This is a genomic window from Rhizobium sp. Root1212 (assembly GCF_001424985.1).
GTDB lineage: Bacteria > Pseudomonadota > Alphaproteobacteria > Rhizobiales > Rhizobiaceae > Pararhizobium.
The window spans coordinates 245,943-262,791 of the sequence record NZ_LMDA01000023.1; the positions used below are offsets into that span (position 1 = coordinate 245,943).

The following is a 16,849-nucleotide window of genomic DNA, read 5'->3' on the forward strand; positions in this document are numbered from 1 at the left end:
CCGCGCATGATGAACAGACCGCTAATTCCGTTTCATTTCGATCAAGCCGTTGCGCGAACTTGAAAAGTTTCGCAGGTTGCGCGGAATGATGACAGGCAGAGGTCTTTTTCCGTGACACCCAAGGAACTGAAAGGCAATTTGCGCAAGGAACGCCTTGCGCTTCGCGACGCGCTCAAGCCCGAGCAGCGCGCCAAGGCGAGCCTTGCCATTTTGGAACATGCAGGCGAGGCGATCTCCCTCTTTCCGAAAGCGATCGTTTCCGGCTTCTGGCCCATCCGTTCGGAAATCGACGTACGGCCGCTGATGTCGCGGCTACAGGCGCGGGGCGCCCGGCTCTGCCTGCCGGCCATCGTCGACAGGCACACGATCGTCTTTCGTGAGTACTCGCCGTCTGCCGATATGATCGAAACAGGTTTCGGTACCTCCGCTCCAGGGCCGGACGCCGCCGAACTCGATCCCGACATCATGCTCGTGCCGCTTTCCGCTTTCGACCGGGCGGGCCATCGTATCGGCTACGGCGCCGGCTATTACGACCGCGCCATCGACCGTCTCAGGGCGAAGGGCAGGGCGCCGAAGCTGATCGGCATTGCATTCGACTGCCAGGAAGTGGCATCAGTGCCCGCCGAACCGCATGACGTGGCGCTCGACGCCATGCTCACGGAAAGCGGCTTTAAGGTTTTTGAATCGGGGATCATGGCATGAGACTGCTGTTTCTGGGCGATATGGTGGGCAAGACGGGCCGCACGGCGGTTTGGGACAGGCTCCCCGGCCTCGTCAGCGACCTGAAGCTCGATTTCGTGATCGTCAACGGCGAGAATGCCGCCGGCGGCTTCGGCATCACCGAGGAGATCTTCCTCGAAACGATCAATGCCGGCGCCGACGTGGTGACCACAGGAAACCATGTCTGGGACCAGAAGGAAGCCGTCGTCTTCTGCGAGCGGCACGATCAGTTCCTGCGCCCGGCCAACTATCCGGCGGGAACGCCGGGCCGCGGCTCCAATCTCTATTTCGCCCGCAACGGCGCCCGCGTTCTGGTCGCCAACATCATGGGCCGCGTCTTCATGCATCCCGAACTCGACGATCCCTTCAAGTCGGCCGAGGCGATCCTCGCCGCCTGCCCGCTGAAAGAGCAGGCGGATGCGATCGTTTTCGATTTCCACGCGGAGGCGACGAGCGAGAAGCAGTGCTTCGGCCATTTCGTCGACGGTCGCGCCAGCCTCGTCGTCGGCACCCATACCCATGTGCCGACCGCCGACCACCAGATCCTCAACGGCGGCACCGCCTATATGAGCGACGCCGGCATGTGCGGCGATTACGACAGCTCGCTTGGGATGGAAAAGGAAGAGCCGCTCAACCGCTTCATTTCCAAAATGCCGAAAGGTCGCTTCGAGGCCGCCTCCGGCCCGGCGACCATCTGCGGCGTCGGCGTCGAGATTTCCGACCGCACCGGCCTTGCCGAAGCGGTCGCGCCCCTGCGCATCGGTCCGCGGCTTGCGGAAACCATTCCGGCGTTCTGGGCTTAGGGTTACTACCAGCGGCCGGGTGCCCGATGACGCGATTGTGAGGGATCGGCGCCTGATCGCACTTTACCTCGTTTGCGGCTCGCCTATCCTTTCGCGCTTGCAAACTCCCGCAAGCGAGGTGCGTGATGCTGCGTTCCGCGATATACACATGTGCCGTCGTTGCTTTCCTGCATAGCCTTTGGCCGACGCCAGCGTCCGCCCAGACGAGGGTGTCGGGGCCGGCAAGCCAGTGCCAGGCGATCGCCGAGGCGCTGCCGTCGGCCACCTTCGCCAGCTTCACGCCCGCCGCAATCCCGGTTCAATCGGCCGGCGAGGAAGTGACCATAACCTATATCGGCCATTCGACGTTTTTCATCGAAACGCCGGGCGGCGTCTCCATCGCGACTGATTACAACGGCTGGTACAAGCCACCTCGCATGCCAACGGTTGTCACGATGAACAAGGCGCACCCCAGCCACTACACGCTGACACCCGATCCGGCCATCGAACACGTGCTGCACGGATGGAGCGATGACGGCAAACCGGCCGAACATCACGTCCTTGTCGGCGACACCTATATCCGCAACGTCACCACCGATATCCGTGCCGGCTATGGTGCGATGGAACCGGATGGCAATTCCATCTTCATCTTCGAGGTGGCCAGCCTTTGTATCGGCCATCTCGGCCACCTGCATCACGAGCTTGATGACAGCCATTATGCCCAGATCGGCCGGCTCGATGTCGTCATGGTGCCGGTCGACGGCGGTTTGACGATGGGCGCGCAAAGCATGAGCCGGGTCGTCACCCGCCTGCGCTCGGCGCTGATCCTGCCGATGCACCGGCGCGGACCGCCGATCGACGATTTTCTGTCCATGTTCGACGAGACATTCGATCGCGCTTTCGCCGATAGCAACAGTGTCGTCGTCTCGCTGCGCTCCTTGCCAGGCAAACCTTTGATTTATATTCTCAAGGGCGTCTGACAGGAGATTGCCGCATGAGGCTTCGCGTGCTTGCTTTCATTGCCCTCATGGGTTTGCCGTGCGTTGCCTTGGCCGATGGTGCGCCGCCGCCGCGTATGCCGACCGCCGAGGGCAGCTCTGCAAAGGTTACGCCGCAAACGGCCGAGGTCATAGGGGAGCAGGAGGAATTCGTTCTGCCCTCCGGCAATATCGGCTGCGTCTACACCCCGGAAGGCGGCACGGATGTCTATGTCCCCGAGGATGGTGGGCCGGAACTGGCTTGCGACCGGGTCGAGCCGCGCTATGTGCGGGCGGAGTTGTCGCGAAAAGGGCCGGGGCGTCTGTTGAAAAACGTCGGCGATCCCAGCTGCTGTGGCGCAAGCCGGGTGCTCGATTACGGGCAGCGCTGGTCGGCCGGACCTTTCACCTGCCTTTCGACCCGCAAGGGGCTCGCCTGCGAGCGGGATGACGGCCATTCCTTCTTTCTGAGCCGCGCGCGCATCGAGGCAAACTAAAAAATCGCCCCCTGCTGGACGAAAAGCGCCGATGAAACTATAAGGCGCCCCAATCCTGACACGACAAGCACTGCAAAGAGGGCGCCATGGCCGGCCATTCACAATTCAAGAACATCATGCACCGCAAGGGCAAGCAGGACTCCGTCCGCTCCAAGATGTTCTCCAAGCTTGCCCGCGAAATCACCGTTGCCGCCAAGACGGGTCTGCCGGACCCGACGATGAACGCGCGCCTGCGCCTGGCCGTCCAGAACGCCAAGGCGCAGTCCATGCCGAAGGACAATATCGAGCGCGCCATCAAGAAGGCTGCCGGTGCCGACGGCGAGAACTATGACGAAGTCCGTTACGAAGGCTACGGTCCGGGCGGCGTCGCCGTCATCGTCGAGGCGCTGACCGACAACCGCAACCGCACCGCCTCCAGCGTCCGCTCGACCTTCACCAAGGCCGGCGGCGCGCTCGGCGAAACCGGCTCGGTGTCCTTCTCCTTCGATCGTGTCGGCGAAATCGTCTACAAGCTTTCGGCGGGCGATGCCGACAAGGTGATGGAAGCCGCCATCGACGCGGGCGCCGAAGATGTGACCACCGATGAGGACGGTCACACGATCATCTGCGGTTTCGAAGATATCGGCGAGGTCTCCAAGGCGCTTGAAGCGACGCTTGGCGAAGCCGAAACCGTCAAGGCCATTTGGCGCGCCCAGAACACCGTTCCGGTGGACGAGGAAAAGGCGCAGTCGCTGATGAAGCTCATCGACACGCTGGAAGACGATGATGACGTTCAAAACGTCTACACAAACTTCGAAGTCTCCGACGAAGTGATGGCGAAGCTTTCGGCCTGATTTTTAGAATGCTCTCATCTCTCCTCCGTCATGCTCGGCCCTGAGCCGAGCACCTGCCAGTCTCTCCATTCGTGAGGACAGGATGGAAGATCCTCGGCACGAGGCCGAGGATGACGGAGGGGGTAAGGCCAGTATTGATAACACCATAGGCCCGTCCCGGATGACCGGAGCGGGCTTTTCTTTGTCTTGCAAAAGCTCAGGCTGCGTCCCGCCCATCGGCCGCGGCGAGCCGCTTCTGTGTTTCGGCGAAAAGCCGGACGGATTTCAGCCGGGCGTCCATGTCGAAGATCGGCATGGACACGATCAGTTCGTCGGCGCCGGTGTTGCGGATGAAGGTCTTCAGCTTCTTCTCAACTGTCTCCGGCCCGCCGACGATCGCATAGGTCATGGCGTGATCGACGAAGACTTTTTCGGTTTCGTCCCAGAGCCCGTCCATGCTGTCGACCGGCGGCGGGAACTGGCCGCGGGCATTGCGGCGTAGCGCCACGAAGGATTGCTGCATGGAAGTGAAGAGATGGTTCGCCTCCGCATCCGTATCCGCCGCGACCCCCATGATGCCGACCATGGCATGCGGCTGGTCGAGGTATTCGGAAGGCTCGAAGCGCTCGCGGTAGATTTCAAGCGCCGACATCAGCATATCCGGCGCGAAATGCGAGGCGAAGGCGAAGGGCAGGCCGAGCATGCCGGCGAGATGGGCGCTGAAATGGCTGGAGCCGAGCAACCAGATCGGCACATTGCTGTCGGCACCGGGAATGGCGATCAGCCCCTGGTTTTCGCCGACCGGCCCGAGCAGGGCCTGCAATTCCACGACATCGTTCGGGAAATTGTTGGCGCTCGCCTCCATGTTGCGGCGAAGGGCGGATGCGGTACGCATGTCCGTGCCCGGTGCGCGGCCGAGGCCGAGATCGATGCGGCCGGGATAAAGCGCGGCGAGCGTGCCGAATTGTTCGGCGATCACCAGCGGCGAATGGTTCGGCAGCATGATGCCGCCCGAGCCGACGCGGATCGTGCTGGTTGCCGCGGCGACATGGGAAATGACGATCGAGGTCGCGGCACTGGCGATACCCTTCATGCCATGATGTTCGGCAAGCCAGAAGCGCTTGTACCCTTGCGCTTCCGCCTCCTGCGCCAGCCGGCGAGAATTTGCGAGCGCCTGCGAAACGGTCGAGCCTTGCGTGATGGGAGAAAGGTCGAGGATGGAAAAGGGGATCATCGGCATGCCCTTGGAAAATGGATATTTCCCCTCATGTAAGCACTCGCCTCGTAAATCCAAGGCGCAATACGGCTTGGCGCTCACTTTCGCTGCGGCGAAGCCTGTGGTTTGTTTTTGTTTTGTTCACATTTTGCTGGCAGCTTGCCGCCGATGACATTAGGGTTTTCGGCATGACGACTACGATTCGCATTATCGGCATCGATCCGGGTTTGCGCCGGACAGGGTGGGGCATCGTCGATACGCTCGGCAACTCCCTGCGCTTTGTCGCGTCGGGAACGGTGACCTCGGATGGAGACATGGATCTCGCTTCACGCCTCTGCCAGCTGCATGACGGTCTTGCCGAGGTAATCCATAGCTACAAGCCGGATGAAGCGGCGGTCGAGCAAACCTTCGTCAACAAGGATGCGGTGGCGACGCTGAAGCTTGGTCAGGCGCGCGGCATCGCCATGCTGGTGCCGGCCCGTGCGGGGCTTCGGGTGGCGGAATATGCGCCGAATGCCGTCAAGAAGGCGGTGATCGGCGTCGGTCACGGCGAAAAGCAGCAAATCCACATGATGCTGAAGGTGCTGATGCCGAAGGTCGAGTTCAAAGGCAACGATGCGGCCGATGCGCTCGCCATCGCTATCTGCCATGCACACAACCGGCAGGGCCTGTCATCGCGGCTTGCGGCTCTGGCCGGATAGGGCAAGATGCCGCCGCGCCTCCCAGCGAACAGTTTATCCATGAAGGACGATGCCTGATGATCGGCAAGCTCAAGGGAACGATCGACGAGATCGGCGAGGACCATGTGGTGCTGGATGTGCACGGCGTCGGCTATGTCGCCTTCTGCTCGGCGCGTACGCTCTCGAAGCTTGGCTCGCCCGGTGAGGCAGCCATCCTGTTCATCGAGACCTATGTGCGCGAGGACCAGTTGCGGCTGTTCGGTTTCATGACGGCACTGGAGCGGGAGTGGTTCCGCCTGTTGCAGAGCGTTCAGGGCGTCGGCTCCAAGGTGGCGCTGGCGGTTCTGTCCGTGCTGACGCCGGGCGAGCTTGCCAATGCGATCGCGCTGCAGGACAAGACCTCGGTTTCCCGCGCGCCGGGTGTTGGCCCGAAGGTCGCGGTGCGCATCGTCACCGAACTGAAGAATAAGGCACCCGCCTTTGCCGGTGAAGCCGTTTCGAATGTCGGGCTGAAGCAGGAACTGGGCGAGGGCGTCGCGTCGCAGCCGGTCTCGGATGCGGTCTCGGCGCTCACCAATCTCGGCTATTCCCGCGATCAGGCTGCCAATGCCGTGGCTGCCGCGCTGAAGAACGGCGGCGAGGGGGCGGATAGCGCCAAGCTCATCCGGTTGGGGTTGAAAGAATTGTCGCGTTAAGTGGGCCGCGAAGGAAGAGCGTTGCATCGCCGGCGCGGGAATGAGATTGAGTTTGCATGATGGATGACAAGAGATTGCTGACCCCCGAGAAGCGCGGCGAGGATATCGATACGACGCTGCGCCCGCAGTCGCTTGACGAATTCACGGGGCAGGCGGAAGCGCGCGCCAACCTGAAGATCTTCATCGAAGCTGCCAAGAACCGGGGCGAGGCGCTCGATCACGTGCTGTTCGTTGGCCCGCCCGGCCTCGGCAAGACGACGCTGGCGCAGATCATGGCCAAGGAACTCGGCGTCAATTTCCGCTCGACCTCCGGCCCCGTCATCGCCAAGGCCGGCGATCTCGCGGCGCTGCTGACCAATCTCGAAGAGCGCGACGTTCTGTTCATCGACGAAATCCACCGTCTCAACCCGGCCGTCGAGGAAATCCTCTATCCGGCGATGGAGGATTTCCAGCTCGACCTGATCATCGGCGAGGGGCCGGCCGCCCGCTCGGTGAAGATCGATCTTTCGAAATTCACGCTGGTTGCGGCGACGACCCGCCTCGGGCTTCTGACGACGCCGCTGCGCGATCGTTTCGGCATTCCGGTGCGGCTGAGTTTCTATACGGTCGAGGAACTGGAGCTGATCGTGCGCCGTGGCGCGCGGCTGATGGGGCTTGGCATCACCGATGAAGGGGCGCGGGAAATCGCCCGCCGCTCGCGCGGCACGCCGCGTATCGCCGGCCGTCTTCTACGCCGTGTGCGTGATTTCGCCGAGGTTGCCAGGGCGGAAGCGGTAACCAAGGAGATTGCCGACGAGGCCCTGACGCGGCTGCTCGTCGACAATATGGGTCTCGACCAGCTCGACAAGCGTTACCTGACGATGATCGCGCTCAATTTCGGCGGCGGACCCGTCGGCATCGAAACGATCGCGGCGGGGCTTTCCGAGCCGCGCGATGCGATCGAGGATATCATCGAGCCCTATATGATCCAGCAGGGTTTTATCCAGCGCACGCCACGCGGCCGGGTGCTGACGGCCAATGCCTGGAAACATCTGGGCCTGACGGTGCCGAAGGATTTGGAAGCCAGCCAGTTCCGGCTGTTTCAGGAAGACGACTGATGGGCAAGGGCAAGCGGAAGATGATCCGCATCGATGCCAAGCCCCGCCGCTTCAATTTCCGCATTGCCGGTCTCGGTTTTCGCGATGGCTATGTGCTGGTGCACCGGGCGGTGCACGAGAATTTCTGGACCTTTCCCGGTGGCCGGGCGGAGATCGGCGAGACGTCGGCGGAAACTCTCGAACGGGAGATGATGGAGGAGCTTGGCGTGACCGTGAAGGTCGGGCGCATGCTCTGGATGGTCGAGAATTTCTTCCACTACGAAAAGCGCGACTACCACGAAATCGGTTTCTATTACCTGATGGAATTGCCCGACAGCCTGCCGTTCCATCCGACGGACATCGTCCACCGGCTGAAGGACGGCAAGAACGATCTTGAATTCAAATGGGCAAAGGCGACACGGCAGGCGCTGACGGAACTGGATATCCCGCCCTATTTCATCGCCGAGCAGATCGAAGACCTGCCGGCCACGCCGCAGCACATCATCTGGGACGACGGCAATCTCGACCGCTGAAGCGGATTTGTCCCTTCCGCAAGCCTGCGACCGGTGGTAGTCACCGCCTCGGACCATATTTCCGAGGCATGTCATGACATTGATCGCGCTTTCCGGCGAACTCACCGAACACGGGCACCGTCTGATCCAGCGGGTCTACTACGAAGACACGGATTTTTCCGGCGTCGTCTATCATGCCCGCTACCTGCATTTCATGGAGCGCGCCCGCACGGATTACCTGCGTCTCCTCGGCGTCGAGCAGGCATCGCTGGCGATAGAGGGCGATACCGAAGGGCTGGTCTTTGTCGTGCATCGCATGGAGATCGACTTCAAGGCGCCGGCGCGCATGGACGATATCCTCACCATCGTCACGACGATGGAAAAGGCGGGTGGCGCCAAGATGGTGCTGCAGCAGGAAATCCGCCGCGAGGGAACCCTGCTGATCGCCGCCAAGGTGATCATCGCGGTCATTAATGCCAGTGGCCGTCCGCGGCGGCTGCCCGAAGCTTTGGGGAAGAAATTCCTCGGCACGGCCTGAGCCTATTGGGCGCCCGCGTTTTCCAGCATGGTTTTCGTCAGGCCCTGTTTCCAGTCGCCGGCCTCGTGCCATGGGTCGGCCTCTTCCAGCCGCTTCAGAATATCGGGAATGTGAAAGCTGTTGGCGGCATCGAGCCGATCCAACTCTTCCCAACTGACGGGCGTGGCCACCGGCCCGCTTTTTCGCGCTCTTACGGAGTAGGGCGTAATGGCGGTTGCGCCGCGCTCGTTGCGCAGCCAGTCGATGAAGATGCGGCCCGTGCGTTTCGCCTTGGACATGGTGGCGATGTAATGGTCTGGGTCGGCATCGGCGATCTTTAACGACAAGGCCTTGGCGAAATCCTTCGCATCCTCCCAGGATGCGCGGCGCGCCAGCGGCACGATCACATGCACCCCCTTGCCGCCGCTGACCATGGGCAGCGATTTCAACCCGATCTCCGCAAGGTTTTCCCGCAGAAGAAGGGCGGCTTTCTTGACCGTATCGAAGGTGATGCTCGGATCGGGGTCGAGATCGAAGACGAGGCGGTCGGCCATATCCAGCCGATCGATGCGCGAGCCCCAGATGTGGAACTCGACCGTGCCCATCTGCACCGCGGCGACCAGCCCCTTGCCGTCCTTCACATAGAGATAGTTGGCGACATCGCCATCGGCTTCCTCGATCGGGATTTGCAGGATGTCGTCGGGAAAGCTGTCGCCGGCATGTTTCTGGTAGAAGCACTGATGCTCCGGTCCCTGCGGACAGCGCAGGATCGAAACCGGATGATCGGCGACGAAGGGCAGCATGCGGTCTGCTGCCACGCCATAATAGTGGGCGAGGTCGAGCTTGTTGATCTCGGGCTCGGAGAACAACCTGCGGTCGCCGCTGCTGATGCGGATGCCGAGAACGGTATCGCCGGCCTTGTTTTCCGGGGGCCTTGTCGTCATGCGCCGATAATGCCGGGCGAAGGTGAATGTTCCCCAAACGCCTCGGCGGTAACGCTCTCTTAACCATAATGATGTCTTAATGCGTTGTATTAGGGTTTTGTGCAGTGCACGTCATCCTTTGACCAAGATTGGCCGCAAAAAGGCAGGCAGACAGGGCTTGAAGATCAGCTCAGGCGGGTCCAGGGCATATGCCGGGTCAATCTTTAGCAAGGACGTTTGAGCAACCTGGCCGCGAGCAAATGACTGCTCCTGCCGGGTGTTTGGATTCGGGGATTTAAGTATGGAACAGGTAGGACTGGCAGCCGCAACGACCGACGTATCGCTCTGGTCGCTCTTCATGCAGGCAGGCTTCGTCGTCAAGCTGGTGATGCTGGGGCTGATTGCCGCCTCCGTCTGGACCTGGGCGATCGTGGTCGACAAGACCTTGAGCTTCGCCAAGGCCCGCCGCCAGGCAGACGCCTTCGAGCAGGTTTTCTGGTCGGGTCAGTCGCTGGAAGAGCTTTATCGCACGCTTTCGGACCGCCAGACCTCCGGCATGGGGGCGATCTTCGTCTCGGCCATGCGCGAGTGGAAGAAGAGTTTCGAGCGCGGCGCCCGCTCGCCGATCGGCTTGCAGATGCGCATCGATCGCGCCATGGACGTGACGCTGGCGCGGGAATCCGATGGGCTTTCCGCCCGCCTCGGGTCGCTCGCCACCATCGGTTCGGCCGGCCCGTTCGTCGGTCTGTTCGGCACCGTCGTCGGTATCATGACCTCGTTCCAGGCGATTGCCGGTTCGAAGTCGACCAACCTTGCGGTCGTCGCGCCCGGTATCGCCGAAGCGCTTCTTGCAACGGCCATCGGCCTTCTCGCCGCTATTCCGGCGGTTATCGCCTACAACAAGTTCTCTGCCGATGCCGGCAAGATCACCGCCCGCATGGAAGGCTTCGCAGACGAGTTCTCGGCCATCCTTTCGCGTCAGATCGATGAGAAGCTGCAGCCGCGGCAAGCCGCGCAGTAAAGCCGGCTCAAAGGACGGAGTATCCCCATGGGTATGGCAGTAGGCGGTTCTGGTGGTTCGGGCGGCGGTCGCCGCCGGCGCGGCGGACGCGGCAAGGCAATCATGAGCGAAATCAACGTGACGCCGTTCGTCGACGTCATGCTGGTGCTGCTCATCATCTTCATGGTCGCCGCACCGATGATGACGGTCGGCGTGCCGATCGACCTGCCGGAAACGCAGGCGAAGGCGCTGAATTCCGAAACGCAGCCGATCACCATTTCCGTGAAGAGCGACGGTCAGGTCTTCCTGCAGGAAACCCCGATCCCGGTTGAGGAAGTCGCCGCCAAGCTCGAAGCGATCGCGACGACAGGCTACAGCGAGCGGATTTTCGTGCGCGGCGATGCCACCTCGCCCTACGGCGTGATCGCCGACGTCATGTCGCGCATCCAGGAAGCCGGCTTCAAGAACATCGGCCTCGTTACCCAGCCCAAGAAGGACCAGTAGAGCGCTGCGATGAAGACAAGTCTCGTCACATCTGCTGTGCTGCACGCCCTCGTGCTGACCTGGGCGCTGGTTTCGCTGGGTAGTCCGCCTGACTTTCAGGTTGCGGACGTCGAGGCGCTGCCGGTCGATATGGTTCCGATTGAAGAGCTGACGCAGTTGCAGCAGGGCGACAAGGAAGCGCCAAAGGCCGAAATCCCGTCGGTTACGCCGACCAAACGTCCCGATATCGTCGAAAACGCCGAGCATGTCGGCGAAAACAAGATCGACCTGAAGACGCCGCCGAAGCCGGACGCCAAGCCGAACAACGTCGAGGCTGCTGCAGCACCGGAAAAGGCGGAGAAAACGCCTCCGACGCCCGACCCGGTGAAGGAAGACACCAAGGACGTGACCGAAGAAAAGCCGGTGACCGAGCCTGCCAAGGAGGTCGCGGCCCTGCCCGAGCCCAAGCAGGAGACGAAGCCGGAAGCAAAGCCTGAAGAGCAGCCCGCGGAAGAGAAGCCGGCGGAAAATCCGGATGCGGAAGCGCTGCCGGACAAGGTACCGACGCCGATGGCCAAGCCTAAGGTCGAGAAGCCGGTCGAGGCGGCAAAGACGCCGGACACCAAGAAGGAAGAAAACCAGAAGGAAAAGAAGAAAAAGGCTTCTTCCGCCGCTGAATCCGACTTTAATGCGGATGAGGTTGCCGCCCTTCTCAACAAGACCGATCCGGCCAACGGCGGCGCCAAGAGCGGCAAAACGCCGAAGGCTTTCGGTGCCTCCAAGACGACGGGCAACACGCTTTCTCAGAACGAAATGGATGCGCTTCGCGGCCAGATCCAGAAGAACTGGAGCGCCTTTGCCGGCATCGAGGGTCTGGACGGCATGATCCTGACGGTGCGGTTCGAGCTGGACCCGCAGGGCAACATTATCGGTGAACCCGAGGTCGAGACCAATGGCGGTTCGGCGACGGCGCAGCGGACGATGTCCGGCAGCGTGCGCCGCGCGATCCTGCGATCGCTGCCATTCCAGGGTTTGCCGGCAGACAAATACGACTCATGGAGACAGATGGTCGTCAATTTCGACCCAAGCTCCATGTCGATCCAATGACACAGAACGAATGGCTGAAAGGCTTCTTGATCATGCTGAGACGCAACTTCTTTCGATTCCTCGTCGTGCTGACGGGCATGGTCGCGCTGATGAGCGCACCGGCCCACGCGCTCGTCGAACTCAACATCAACAAGGGCAATGTCGAGCCCATGCCGATCGCCATCAGCGATTTCCTGCAGGGTGAGCTTGGCAAGAAGATTTCCGACGTCGTCGCAGCCGACCTGAAGCGTTCCGGCCTGTTCGCCCCGATCGATCGCAATGCCTTCATCGAGAAGATTTCCAACCCGGATGCCGCGCCGCGCTTCGAGGACTGGAAGGTCATCAACGCGCAGGCGCTGGTCACCGGTCGCGTCACCCAGGAAGGCGACGGCCGCCTGAAGGCCGAGTTCCGCCTGTGGGATACTTTTGCCGGCCAGCAAATGGCGGGCCAGCAGTTCTTCACCCAGCCGGAAAACTGGCGCCGCGTCGCCCATATCATCGCCGATGCGATCTATGAGCGCATCACCGGCGAAAAGGGCTATTTCGACACCCGCATCGTCTATGTCGCCGAAAGCGGCCCGAAGACGGCCCGCAAGCGCCAGCTCGCCATCATGGACCAGGACGGTTTCAATGCGCGCGCGATCACCAATTCCAACGATATCGTGCTGACGCCGCGCTTCTCGCCGAACAAGCAGGAAATCACCTACATGTCCTTCGAAGGCCAGCAGCCGCGGGTTTACCTGCTGCAGCTGGAAACCGGACAGCGCGAAGTCGTCGGCAACTTCCCCGGCATGACCTTTGCGCCGCGCTTCTCGCCGGATGGCCAGCGGGTCATCATGAGCCTGCAGCAGGACGGTAATGCCAACATCTACACCATGGACCTGCGCTCGCGTACCACGACGCGCCTGACCAACACCGCCGCCATCGATACTTCGCCGTCCTATTCGCCAGACGGTTCGCAGATCGTCTTCGAAAGCGACCGGGGCGGCAGGCCGCAGCTTTACGTCATGGGCGCCGACGGCTCCGGCCAGCGCCGCGTCTCCTTCGGCGACGGCTCCTATTCGACGCCGGTCTGGTCTCCGCGTGGCGACCTCATCGCCTTCACCAAGCAGTCGGGCGGCAAGTTCTCGATCGGCGTGATGAAGACGGACGGTTCGGGCGAGCGCATCTTGACCTCGGGCTTTCACAATGAAGGCCCGACCTGGGCACCGAACGGCCGCGTGCTGATGTTCTTCCGCCAGAACGCCGGCGCCGGCGGCCCGCAAATCTATTCGATCGATCTCACCGGCTATAACGAGCAGCAGGTCCAGACTCAGGGCTTCGCTTCGGACCCGGCCTGGTCTCCGCTTCTGGAATAGCGATGCTGCAATGCGGCAGGAAATATGGCGACGTGCCGCTTTCCTGCCGCAAAATACTGATTATCAGCGCTCCAGATCACGTTTTGACACTCTATTAACCATAATCGTTGCAATGAAATTAACCGCTTCCGGTTACAGTCTGGCAACCCTGAATTCAAACTTCGACTTGCAAGGAGACCGGCCCATGAGCCGCATTCACGCCCCGGCCGCTGGCCGCATGAATTCCATCGCGCGCAATCCGGTAATGGTTGCCCTGTTCATGACGCTCGCCATCGCCGGCTGCGCATCGAAGAAGAACCTGCCCAACAGCGCCGGCGAACTCGGCCTCAACGGCGCCAACGCAACGCCGGGCTCGCAGCAGGACTTCACCGTCAATGTTGGCGACCGTATCTTCTTCGATACCGATTCGACCTCGATCCGTGCCGACGCCCAGGCGACGCTCGACCGTCAGGCCCAGTGGCTGCAGAAGTATCCGAACTACGCGATCACCGTCGAAGGTCATGCCGACGAACGCGGCACGCGCGAATACAATCTCGCGCTCGGCGCCCGTCGCGCTGCCTCGACCCGCGATTACCTCGCTTCGCGCGGCATCCCGGCTTCGCGCATCAAGACCATCTCCTACGGCAAGGAAAAGCCGGTGGCCGTCTGCGACGACATCTCCTGCTGGTCGCAGAACCGCCGCGCCGTTACCGTGCTCGGTGGCGCCGGCATGTAATTGCCGCAGGCATTGCAATCCGGGGAGGGCGGCCGCACGGCCGCCTTTCTTTTTCGTCACACTTTTACCGAACTCCGTTGCTTTTTGACGTCAATTGGAAAACTGTGCGGACATCGTGCGGAGACTGATTTTCTGGTCGGTTCCGCGCGTCGGCGAACCTTCAAACAGGACACATGACATGAAACATTTTGTCGTGGCGGGAATGATCGGCCTTACTGCGCTTGCAGGCTTCGGGCAGGCAGCAACCGCCATGCCGCTTTCCGCCGTGATCAACCGCGTGCTTCACCGCGAGCAGCCCGCCGCCAAGCAGCAGCCGATCATCAACGTCCAGTCCAGCGAGGTCGGACGCATCGGCCAGCTCGAGGAACAGATCCGCCAGCTCAACGGGCGCATCGAGGAAATGAGCTTCCAGCTCTTGCAGATGCAGGAACAGATCCGCAAGTTCCAGGAAGACAACGAATTCCGCTTCCAGGACCTGGAAAGCGGCAAATCGGGCGCTTCGACCAAGAAGAGCGGTTCGCTGCAGACCCCGCGCACCAACAACCAGGCTTCCGTTGCCCCTTCGGCAACGGACGGTCAGGCTACCGATCCCAACGCAGGTTTGGGGTCGGATACGGCCTCTTCGACATCAGGTGCCCCGCCCTCGACGCTCGGCCAGATCATCTTCGACGAGAACGGCAATCCGGTCGCCGCCAATCAGGATGCCCAGCCCATGGACAACGGCCAGGCCAGCGTCAACCCGGCCCAGACCGGCGCCGATCAGGGCCTCAATTCCACGCCTGACACCCAACAGCAGACGGCCGCACTGGACAATCCGGGCGATCTCTATCAGTCCGCATACGGCCATGTGCTGTCGGGTGACTATAGCGTCGCGGAAACGGAATTCCGCGATTATCTCGACGTCTTTCCGAATGGCGACAAGGCGGCGGATGCGAATTTCTGGCTGGGCGAGGCGCAGTATTCGCAGGGCAAGTACAACGACGCCGCGAAGACTTTCCTCAATGCGCATCAGGCCTTCGGCAAATCGCCTAAGGCGCCGGAAATGCTCTTGAAGCTCGGCATGTCGCTCGCCGCCCTCGACAATAAGGATACGGCCTGCGCGACGCTGCGCGAGGTCACCAAGCGCTATCCGAAGGCTTCGCCGGCCGTGAACGCCAAGGTGAAGAGCGAGCAGAGCCGTCTCGCCTGCTGAGACGCGGATCGTGAGCGATCCCGTCCTGGCGGTGGCGCAGGATTTTCTCCATCGGTTTTTCTCCCCCTGCCGCATCCTCGTCGCGATTTCCGGCGGCAGCGATTCGAAGGGATTGTTGCTCGCCGTGAAGCAGGCGCTGGATGGCGGCGGGTTAGAAGGTTTCAGCGTTGCCGCCTGCACGGTGGATCACGGCTTGCGGCCGGGTTCGCTTCGGGAGGCCGAGGATGTGGCTGCCTTCTCCGCCAGGATCGGCATTCCCCATGTGATCAAGCGATGGATGGGTGAAAAACCCACCTCCGGTATCCAGGCCGCCGCCCGCGAGGCGCGTTATGCTTTGCTCTCGGAAGCCGCCGTCGATCTTCACGCTGCTTGCATCGTCACAGCCCACACCGCCGATGATCAGGCGGAAACCATCGCCATGCGCAAAGCCCGCTCCGTGGAGCAGTCTGCGGGGCTCTCTGGTATGGCGGATGCCGTTCTCTATGGCCGGCAGGTTTGGATATTGCGGCCTTTTCTCAATGTTCGGCGGGGAGCTATTCGCGACTATCTCAGCATGCAAGGCGAGAGCTGGTTCGACGATCCGAGCAATGCCAATCCCGCATTCGAACGGGTGCGAATGCGCCATGCGCTGCTGCAGCAGAGTGGCATTGAGGCGCTCCCTGCTTTCCCTTCTCCCCAGCGGGGAGAAGTTGCCCAAAGGGCGGATGAGGGGATGCCCCCGCTTGCCCAGCGCCAACCATCCCCCTCATCCGGCCCTGCTGGCCACCTTCTCCCCGCTGGGGAGAAGGGAAAGCAAGCGGCGGGTGTCGTGCAAAGCAACGGCGATTTCCGAGCCGGAGGCCATTGGCGCAGCTTGCGGGCTGGGCGCATGGCCGAATTGCTGGGTGATGTCTCGGTTATGGAAGGGCTGGTTGCCCGGCTGGAACCGGCCCTGATCGACCGCGTCGAAGAGCCGGATGCGCGCGACGTCATTCTTTTGCTGGCTGCGGTTATCGGCGGCATCTCGCATGCGCCGAGCCGCGCCGTCGCAGATCGCGTCGCCGCATTTCTCGGGGGCGGAGCCCCCGGCCGCATCACTGCCTCCCGCACCGTCTTCGACCGCCGCCGCGATGCCCTCTATCTCTACCGCGAAAAGCGCGGCTTACCCGCCGTCACGCTTACTCCCGGAGCGCGCGCAATCTGGGACGCTCGGTTCGTTGTCGAAAACCGATCAAAGCAAACCCTTCATCTGCATGCCACCGAAGACACGGGAAGCACAGAGGCGAGACTCTTCGCCGCAGGGGTACCGCAGGCCATCGCCCGCCGCGCAGCGCCCGCCGCATTGTCGATTTCCCACGCAACCCCTGATCATCAGGATATTGCGACGGTGGTCGAACGGCATATCCCGCTCTACGACACCTTTTTGCCGCGTTTCGACCTGACACTGGCGGATCGCATGGCCGTGCTTTTTGGCCGTGGCCGGTATTTGGTATCTCCGGTTCACGATGTATTGACGGAAAAGACGCGTGTTTGACCGGTGCGCCTTGGCAATCCGTTCCCGCAATCCTATGTTAAGAGCAAGAATGCGATCTCAAATCATTTGTGGTTGCGACGACAGGTTCCGGGGAG

General features: G+C 61.9%; 18 protein-coding genes and 1 pseudogene. 17 read left to right on the forward strand and 2 right to left on the reverse strand.

Features of this window, described 5'->3' with window-relative positions; all coding sequences use genetic code 11:
- Positions 1-111 precede the first annotated feature (111 nt).
- From ASC86_RS19220 to ASC86_RS19240, 5 genes are all read left to right on the forward strand, one after another.
- Positions 112-702 (forward strand): 5-formyltetrahydrofolate cyclo-ligase, encoded by a 591-nt coding sequence (locus ASC86_RS19220; protein ID WP_056324874.1) that lies wholly within the window; start codon positions 112-114, stop codon positions 700-702.
- A complete protein-coding gene (locus tag ASC86_RS19225; protein ID WP_056324877.1) occupies positions 699-1,523 on the forward strand; it encodes a TIGR00282 family metallophosphoesterase in 825 nt (274 codons plus the stop codon). The genes ASC86_RS19220 and ASC86_RS19225 overlap by 4 nt, the downstream gene beginning before the upstream one ends.
- 125 nt (positions 1,524-1,648) lie before the next feature.
- Positions 1,649-2,482 (forward strand): MBL fold metallo-hydrolase, encoded by an 834-nt coding sequence (locus ASC86_RS19230; protein WP_156387125.1) that lies wholly within the window; start codon positions 1,649-1,651, stop codon positions 2,480-2,482.
- 14 nt (positions 2,483-2,496) lie between these two features.
- Entirely contained in the window at positions 2,497-2,976 is a 480-nt protein-coding gene (locus tag ASC86_RS19235) for a hypothetical protein (RefSeq protein ID WP_156387117.1), read from the forward strand.
- An 86-nt stretch (positions 2,977-3,062) separates the two neighbouring features.
- Positions 3,063-3,809, forward strand: a complete 747-nt coding sequence (locus tag ASC86_RS19240; RefSeq protein ID WP_056324882.1) for a YebC/PmpR family DNA-binding transcriptional regulator — start codon at positions 3,063-3,065, stop codon at positions 3,807-3,809.
- Positions 3,810-4,005: 196 nt separating this feature from the next.
- On the opposite strand, the gene ASC86_RS19245 is transcribed toward ASC86_RS19240, so the two are convergent.
- Positions 4,006-5,022: an LLM class flavin-dependent oxidoreductase gene (locus ASC86_RS19245; protein ID WP_056325195.1), complete on the reverse strand. Its 1,017-nt coding sequence runs from the start codon at positions 5,020-5,022 to the stop codon at positions 4,006-4,008.
- 170 nt (positions 5,023-5,192) lie between these two features.
- Here ASC86_RS19245 and ruvC point away from each other — a divergent pair, with 170 nt between their 5' ends.
- From ruvC to ybgC, 5 genes are all read left to right on the forward strand, one after another.
- Positions 5,193-5,705 (forward strand): crossover junction endodeoxyribonuclease RuvC, encoded by a 513-nt coding sequence (gene ruvC / locus ASC86_RS19250; RefSeq protein WP_056325198.1) that lies wholly within the window; start codon positions 5,193-5,195, stop codon positions 5,703-5,705.
- A gap of 56 nt (positions 5,706-5,761) precedes the next feature.
- The gene (gene ruvA / locus ASC86_RS19255; RefSeq protein ID WP_056324885.1) at positions 5,762-6,379 is read left to right on the forward strand and encodes a Holliday junction branch migration protein RuvA; all 618 of its coding nucleotides are present in this window, start codon (positions 5,762-5,764) and stop codon (positions 6,377-6,379) included.
- 56 nt (positions 6,380-6,435) lie between these two features.
- On the forward strand, positions 6,436-7,476 hold the full coding sequence (ruvB, locus tag ASC86_RS19260) for a Holliday junction branch migration DNA helicase RuvB (protein ID WP_056324887.1): 1,041 nt from the start codon (positions 6,436-6,438) through the stop codon (positions 7,474-7,476).
- Positions 7,476-7,988 carry an NUDIX hydrolase gene (locus ASC86_RS19265; protein WP_056324890.1) on the forward strand — a complete coding sequence of 171 codons (513 nt, stop codon included), beginning with the start codon at positions 7,476-7,478 and terminating at the stop codon, positions 7,986-7,988. The genes ruvB and ASC86_RS19265 overlap by 1 nt, the downstream gene beginning before the upstream one ends.
- A 73-nt stretch (positions 7,989-8,061) precedes the next feature.
- Positions 8,062-8,505: a tol-pal system-associated acyl-CoA thioesterase gene (gene ybgC / locus ASC86_RS19270; protein WP_056324893.1), complete on the forward strand. Its 444-nt coding sequence runs from the start codon at positions 8,062-8,064 to the stop codon at positions 8,503-8,505.
- A gap of 2 nt (positions 8,506-8,507) precedes the next feature.
- On the opposite strand, the pseudogene ligD reads toward ybgC, so the two are convergent.
- Positions 8,508-9,398 (reverse strand): annotated as a pseudogene (gene ligD / locus ASC86_RS19275) (non-homologous end-joining DNA ligase); the annotation flags it as partial.
- Positions 9,399-9,708: 310 nt separating this feature from the next.
- Between ligD and tolQ the strand changes: the two are divergent.
- The 7 genes from tolQ to tilS all read left to right on the forward strand — a co-directional run bounded on the left by tolQ (position 9,709) and on the right by tilS (position 16,754).
- Positions 9,709-10,428, forward strand: a complete 720-nt coding sequence (tolQ, locus tag ASC86_RS19280; RefSeq protein ID WP_056324898.1) for a protein TolQ — start codon at positions 9,709-9,711, stop codon at positions 10,426-10,428.
- A gap of 27 nt (positions 10,429-10,455) precedes the next feature.
- Positions 10,456-10,911, forward strand: coding sequence for a protein TolR (tolR, locus tag ASC86_RS19285; RefSeq protein WP_056324900.1), 456 nt, complete (start codon positions 10,456-10,458; stop codon positions 10,909-10,911).
- A 9-nt stretch (positions 10,912-10,920) separates the two neighbouring features.
- Positions 10,921-11,997 (forward strand): cell envelope integrity protein TolA, encoded by a 1,077-nt coding sequence (gene tolA, locus ASC86_RS19290; RefSeq protein WP_056324902.1) that lies wholly within the window; start codon positions 10,921-10,923, stop codon positions 11,995-11,997.
- Positions 11,998-12,023: 26 nt separating this feature from the next.
- The gene (tolB, locus tag ASC86_RS19295) at positions 12,024-13,334 is read left to right on the forward strand and encodes a Tol-Pal system beta propeller repeat protein TolB (protein WP_156387126.1); all 1,311 of its coding nucleotides are present in this window, start codon (positions 12,024-12,026) and stop codon (positions 13,332-13,334) included.
- Positions 13,335-13,518: 184 nt separating this feature from the next.
- A complete protein-coding gene (gene pal, locus ASC86_RS19300) occupies positions 13,519-14,049 on the forward strand; it encodes a peptidoglycan-associated lipoprotein Pal (RefSeq protein ID WP_056324904.1) in 531 nt (176 codons plus the stop codon).
- Between the two features lie 178 nt (positions 14,050-14,227).
- On the forward strand, positions 14,228-15,241 hold the full coding sequence (ybgF, locus tag ASC86_RS19305; protein ID WP_056324907.1) for a tol-pal system protein YbgF: 1,014 nt from the start codon (positions 14,228-14,230) through the stop codon (positions 15,239-15,241).
- Between the two features lie 10 nt (positions 15,242-15,251).
- Entirely contained in the window at positions 15,252-16,754 is a 1,503-nt protein-coding gene (gene tilS / locus ASC86_RS19310) for a tRNA lysidine(34) synthetase TilS (protein ID WP_056324909.1), read from the forward strand.
- Positions 16,755-16,849: the final 95 nt, after the last annotated feature.